The organism is Mesorhizobium sp. (assembly GCF_004962925.1).
Taxonomy (GTDB): Bacteria; Pseudomonadota; Alphaproteobacteria; order Rhizobiales; family Rhizobiaceae; genus Mesorhizobium.
The window spans coordinates 122,322-127,980 of the sequence record NZ_SUEO01000002.1 but is presented as its reverse complement, the minus strand read 5'-3'; the positions used below and the strand labels follow the sequence as shown (position 1 = coordinate 127,980).

General features: G+C 60.3%; 7 protein-coding genes, 1 tRNA gene and 1 pseudogene. 3 read left to right on the top strand and 6 right to left on the bottom strand.

Going from position 1 to position 5,659, the window contains the following annotated elements; genetic code table 11:
• A partial coding sequence (locus E5W87_RS01530; protein ID WP_292393291.1) for a trigger factor occupies positions 1–428 on the bottom strand: 428 nt, incomplete at its 3' end.
• Between the two features lie 443 nt (positions 429–871).
• Here E5W87_RS01530 and E5W87_RS01525 point away from each other — a divergent pair.
• Positions 872–956: transfer RNA gene (locus E5W87_RS01525), tRNA-Leu, on the top strand.
• Positions 957–1,118: 162 nt separating this feature from the next.
• Here E5W87_RS01525 and E5W87_RS01520 read toward each other — a convergent pair.
• From E5W87_RS01520 to E5W87_RS01500, 5 genes and pseudogenes are all read right to left on the bottom strand, one after another.
• Positions 1,119–1,418 (bottom strand): BrnA antitoxin family protein, encoded by a 300-nt coding sequence (locus E5W87_RS01520; RefSeq protein ID WP_292393304.1) that lies wholly within the window; start codon positions 1,416–1,418, stop codon positions 1,119–1,121.
• An 84-nt stretch (positions 1,419–1,502) separates the two neighbouring features.
• Positions 1,503–1,634: pseudogene (locus tag E5W87_RS36010) on the bottom strand (hypothetical protein); the annotation flags it as partial.
• 160 nt (positions 1,635–1,794) lie between these two features.
• Positions 1,795–3,243 carry an aromatic amino acid lyase gene (locus E5W87_RS01510; protein ID WP_292393289.1) on the bottom strand — a complete coding sequence of 483 codons (1,449 nt, stop codon included), beginning with the start codon at positions 3,241–3,243 and terminating at the stop codon, positions 1,795–1,797.
• A gap of 36 nt (positions 3,244–3,279) precedes the next feature.
• Complete coding sequence (locus tag E5W87_RS01505) at positions 3,280–3,861, bottom strand: GDYXXLXY domain-containing protein (protein WP_292393287.1); 582 nt, start codon at positions 3,859–3,861, stop codon at positions 3,280–3,282.
• Positions 3,858–4,973: a DUF2157 domain-containing protein gene (locus E5W87_RS01500; RefSeq protein WP_292393285.1), complete on the bottom strand. Its 1,116-nt coding sequence runs from the start codon at positions 4,971–4,973 to the stop codon at positions 3,858–3,860. The genes E5W87_RS01505 and E5W87_RS01500 overlap by 4 nt, the downstream gene beginning before the upstream one ends.
• Before the next feature lie 237 nt (positions 4,974–5,210).
• On the opposite strand from E5W87_RS01500, the gene E5W87_RS01495 reads away from it, so the two are divergent.
• Both E5W87_RS01495 and E5W87_RS01490 read left to right on the top strand, forming a co-directional pair.
• Positions 5,211–5,351 carry a DUF1127 domain-containing protein gene (locus E5W87_RS01495; RefSeq protein ID WP_006335194.1) on the top strand — a complete coding sequence of 47 codons (141 nt, stop codon included), beginning with the start codon at positions 5,211–5,213 and terminating at the stop codon, positions 5,349–5,351.
• Positions 5,352–5,405: 54 nt separating this feature from the next.
• Entirely contained in the window at positions 5,406–5,546 is a 141-nt protein-coding gene (locus tag E5W87_RS01490; RefSeq protein ID WP_258116602.1) for a DUF1127 domain-containing protein, read from the top strand.
• Positions 5,547–5,659: the final 113 nt, after the last annotated feature.

Here is a 5,659-nt window from a genome sequence, read left to right as displayed (position 1 = left end):
GTGTCAGGCACGTCGAACACCTGGCGCGTCACCTTGATGTCGGAGAAATCCTTGATCTCGATCGGCGGAATGATCTCGTAGTTCAGCCGGAACTCGAAGTCGGCGCCGCCGGCCAGGATCTTCTCGGCCTCCTTCTCGTCCTCGGTCATGATCACTTCGGGCTGCATGGCAGCCTTTTCGCCGCGCCCGGTAATGACCGAACGGGTCGAATCGTTGAGGATCTCATTGACCACCTCGGCCATGAACGACTTGCCATAGACCTTGCGCAGGTGCTGCACCGGCACCTTGCCGGGGCGAAAGCCGTTGATGCGGACCTTGTTCCTGGCATCGGAAAGCCGCGCCATCAGCTTGGCTTCCATGTCACCGGCCGGCACGGTGATTTTGATCTCGCGCTTGAGACCGGAGTTGAGCGTTTCGGTGACCTGCATCATAGAACCTTTGTTTTCACCAATGAGGCCGCCAAACGACTCCTGCCGTTTACAACCTGCCGGTATGATCTTGCCGAGAATGGCTTTTGGTACGGGACTTCAGGATCTGTCCGCCCAACGCGGCTCAAATCCTCCAGAAATACGCTCCAAAATGTGAATAAGTCTTTGTTTTTCCTACTTCTTATCACATTCTGCAGAAGCGGATCGTCGCATCCCGTCACATTCGACACGCCTTTTGTCACAGGCGTGGCTAATTTTCAACCATCTTCGCGTCTACAGCGCCGCGCGTCCTCTTGGGCGCGCAAAGGACGCTGTAGCACCTTGATTTTGGCGCGTGATCCTTTCGAAATCGATTTCGATTTCGGGATCATGCGCCAACCAACGGCCCCTATTTTGACCGCGACATTGACAGAATGATGGCTACATGGGATTGGCCGGGCAATGCGGATGTGGCGGAATTGGTAGACGCCCTGGATTTAGGTTCCAGTGCCGAAAGGCGTGGGGGTTCGAGTCCCTTCATCCGCACCAGCTGCCTGATCGTCAGCCAGTCGAATGCCGTCTCCGCCTTGACGGCTACGCTCCAGGCCGCAGCCACAGCCGATCACCATCGCCGCGCCGATCATTTTCCCAGCACCGCCGTGCGTGTGGCGGGCTTGTTTGCGTTTTCAGTCGGACGGTCTCTCGCGGGCTTCAGCCGACCTTTGCGGCCTTCAGCGCCTCATTGATGCGGCTCTGCCAGCCTGGACCGGTGCGGCGGAACTTCTCAATCACGTCCTGGTCGAGCCGGATGTTGATGGCCTTCTTCGGCTTCTCCAGTGGAGGACGGCCGCCAAGGTTCTTTTCCATCTTCGCCGCCATCTCGGGGAATACCTCGGCAAATGGCTTGGCCTGCTTTAGCTGCTCATCGGCGAGCGCGGGGATATCTGCCTCATCCCAATCCTTCTTGGTGTAGCCGCGACCGGGTTCGAACTTGCTCTTCTTGCGGATCATTCGACCAGCCTCCTTTCCTTGGCATTTTGCGCGCCTCATGGTGATGACCGAAAGCCCTTCGGTCCAAAGATAGGCGAACACGACAACAACGGTGTTGTCCGCCAGACGGCCGATCGCAAAGTACCGGTTCGCCTTGGCGGGGATGATGCGAGCGTTCAGGAAAAATGTCTCGTCCAGAGACGCGAAATCCAGCCCATGTTTCTCAAGGGTGGCCATGCGTTTCGGTTCGTCCCAAACGAACATCATAGGTTTTTGTGTATACGAAAACCCTTAGCACAACAACAACTATTTGTGGATACAGAAACATCGATGTCCAGGATCCGACGCCCGCCAGTGCGGGCTGGTCCGCTTCATCCGCACCACTAATTGGGGCGGCCTACTCCTCGAAAACCTGGCGCGTGAACCATTCGGTCAAATTCGCCAGTTCAGGCCCCAGCACGCGATCGCCGCCGACCGGCGGCACGATGCTTCTGATATCCGCGGCGAACGACTGAAGCGCCGGAGGAGCCTCGCGCTCGGTGACATGCAATGCTTGCGAAGCGATCACAGCCAGCATCGCCATCGCGGCATCGAGGCAGCGGCCGGCGCGTGCTTCCTTCGTCCATGCGAGGAAGGCCGTCGTCGCGACATCGTCCTGCCCGGCGCCGGCCGATTCCGTCCCCGGGATGAAAGTGCGCTGGGCCGCGAGTTTCGCCTGCTCCAGATAGCCCGTGATCGCCATCGGCACATAGCCGACATTGCCGTGACCGTCGCTGTCGCTCCAATCCCGCCCCGTCAAAAGCAGATCCGGCAGGAGCGATACCTTGCCGTTCAGAAGCTTCGAGGCGTGGCGGTCGCACAAGAGGCAGATGTCGGCCCATATCGCCGCCAGATCATCCAGAGCGGGTGTTGCCATGGCATTGTGATAGCCGCCCGTGCTGATGCAGCGCCCGAGTGGGTGCCCGTCATCAGGCGGGATGTAGACCGGGTTGTCCGAGACCGAAGCGAGCGACACGGTGGCAGCCCGCTCTGCCGATGCCAACGCGCGATGCGCGTGTCCGAGGATACGAGGGACGATGCGGTAGCTGACCGGCGCCTGATAGTTGCGGCGCCCAGTGCCGGCGCCGGCAAGAAACTCCCTCAATCCCCGCAGGGCCGCTGCTTCGTGTTCATCGCCCCAAAGCGCATCGAGCGCCGGATCGTAATGTTCGAGCGGCGCGCGAAACGCTTCGATCGAAAGCGCAAAGACTTTTTCGGCAAGGCGAATGCGGCGGCGAGCCGCCAAGGCCGCATCGGCCACAAGTGCGGCAGCGCAAGGCGAACCGTTGATCAGGGAGCCCCGTTCCTTGACCTCCAGGTCGAAGCGCGTCGAAAGCTCTGCAAACAGCGGATAGAGGGCCAGGATTTCACCGGCGCCGCCCTGGCCGGAGGATGGCACCATGGGCATCGGTCCGCCGTCCAGCATCGCGGCTACGGCGAGCGCCATGCGTGGTGTCGTCGCGGCATTTCCTTCGAGGAAATTCGCCAGGCGGGCGAGCACGATCGCTCTCACCACGCGATCCGGCAAAGGCTCGCCGAACGATGTGGCGGCTGCAAACGCCTTGATGCGTGCATGGCGACCCCGCTCGCCAAGTTCGAGCCGCCTGCTCGCCAGTTCTCCCATGGCGGTGGTTACGCCATAGATGACCGGTACAGGGTCGGTTTCAATGAGACGCAGGAACGACGCGCGACACTCTGCGATGCGCTGCAAGGCCTTGTCGCTGATTTGCACCGTGTCTTTTTTCCAGGCGACGCGGAAAACAGAGCTGAGATTTACGTCTTCTCGTGTCGTCAGGATAATTGTCATGTTTGATGCTGTCCGAGCCGGCCACGCTTTTCAATTCTAATAAAGCGGTTCCTCGAACAGCGTCTTGTCGCCGTCCATCAGCGCCTTGATCTGCGCCGTGCCGTTGGCCGCGATTGCAACACGGACGCCGAACGGCCGCACCCGCATGTCGTTCTGGATCGCCATCCCCTCGCCTTCGGGCAGATAGAAGCGTTCGATGCCGTAATCCGGCGCGATTGTCGTTGCTGCGCTGAGGTCCCACCCCGCAGCGACATGTCCGACGATATCGACTTCGTCCGACGCTGCCGGCGCCGGTGCTTGCCCGAACCAGGCCGAGGTCGCACCCCAATAGCCGTCGGCGCCCTGCTTCAGCCTGACCACAATGGATGTGTCGTCACTGGACAGCTTACCAGCCGGAACATTGGCGATCAGCTTCACCGGTATCTGCGAAATCTCATAGCCAAGGCGAATAAAGTCGCCTCGCAGGAGATCGCGCGGATCGACCGGTTCGACCCTCAGCAGCACTTGCCTGCCGTCGCGCAAGATCGCCGCACGGCCGGCGATTATCCAGCTCAGGAAACCGATCTGGACGAGCGCCAGCACCACCGCCGAAATGATCAGTTTTTTACCGGTCATCATGCCGCCGCTCCTTCCACGCTCGGGGACCTCATGCGCTTTTCAATGCGGATGATGACGAAGGCAAGGATGCCGAGAAGCACTGCTGCCGCCAGGAAGAAGCCTGCCGTGTCGAGCATCGACTGCAGCATCACCATGTAAATGATGGCGAGTTCGAAGGCGAAGCCGGCATAGGCAACCCAGCGCAAGCCCCTGCTCTCGCGGCCTCCCAGCACGATTGCTGCGACAATGCCGGCAAGCGCAATGGCCGAGGCAATGGCAAAGCCGCTGTTGTTGCTTTCATCGGCCAGTTCGAACTGGATCATCGCCAGGCCGATGAGAAACCCGATCAAGGCATGCAAAGGCAGCCGGCCGCCAAGCCGGACGATCCTGTCGACGGACCCCGCGGCGAAGATCGCAACCGCGAAAAGCACCGCCGACACGACGACGAGCGGGACAGCGACCTGCAGCGTTTCGTATTCCATTACCATCAGCACGAGATAGAAGAGCACCGAAAGAATGATCAGGTGGCGCGCCGCTTGGCTGCGCGTCCAGAATGAAATGGCAAACAGCACGATCGCCATAACGACGAAGAGGTGCGGAAATTCCGCGCGCCTGAAATAGTCGAACCCCGTGAGGATCAGCCAGGCGTCGGCAATGCCGACCGCCGCAACGGTCAGCGGGTTCGAGCGCAGCGCAACCGCCGCCAAGGCTGTGCCCGCGCCCCAGGTGATCAAGGCCGATGCCTCGTCGCCGGACAGATGATACATCTGGCCGATCAGCGCGATCGATCCGCCGAATGCCGCTGCGGCGACGATCCAAAGTGCCTCGCCGATCGCAGCATGGTCGCGTGTCTTCAGCACCGCGCCGCCGACATAGCCGGCGATGATGATGGCGAAGAGCGCCGCCACCCGCGCCAGCCGCGGGATGGCTTCCCAGTTGGCGGCGACGAAGATCAGGATGGCCGCGCCAAACAGAAGCGCCGCCATCATCGCCAGGATCGAACCGAAGCTCAGCGATCTCCGTTGATTGGCTTCGACGTCGCGGGTCAGCGCGTCGGCTGTCGGGGCATCGATCAGGCCGGCCTGCAGCCATCGTGCGATATCGGCCGTGACGCGTGACGAATAGCTCGCCATACCTTTCTCCCCCAGCTTGGTCTTTTTTTCAGCCGACCCGGCCAAATCGTTGACGCCACGACATTTTCCGATTCCGGTTTATCTATGTCGAACACGTGAGCGCACCGTGATGGTGCATTGCACAATTTGCATTGCTGCCATGCACCAATAGCGCTTTTAAATCGATATGACCCCACCTATCTTCTGGGCGTACACAAAGACGGAATGATCCGAAAGAAAGACGAAACGAGAAATACCATGAACCTGATCCGCAACTACCGCAACTGGCGCCGCTACCGGGACACCGTTTCCGAGCTGAGCCGCCTGAGCAACCGCGAACTGACCGACCTCGGCATCAGCCGCAGCGACATCCACTACGTCGCCCGCAAGGCGGTCTAATCCTTTTCGGACCGCAAATGGTCCGAACCAGTTTGACTTGAAAAGAGAACGACAATGAACCTGATCCGCAACTATCGTAACTGGCGCGTTTATCGCTCGACGGTTACCGAGCTGGGTCGCCTTTCGAACCGCCAGCTTCATGATCTCGGCATCGTCCGCGACGAGATCAAGACCGTCGCCCGCAAGGCGATCTAATCAAGGAATTTCGCCAGGGTCGACCTCCTCCCCGACCCTGACGAATACGGTCAGCCTTCACCTCCTCCCGAGGGTTGACCACAAAAACGGCGCCCGCCGCACCTCCTCCCGCG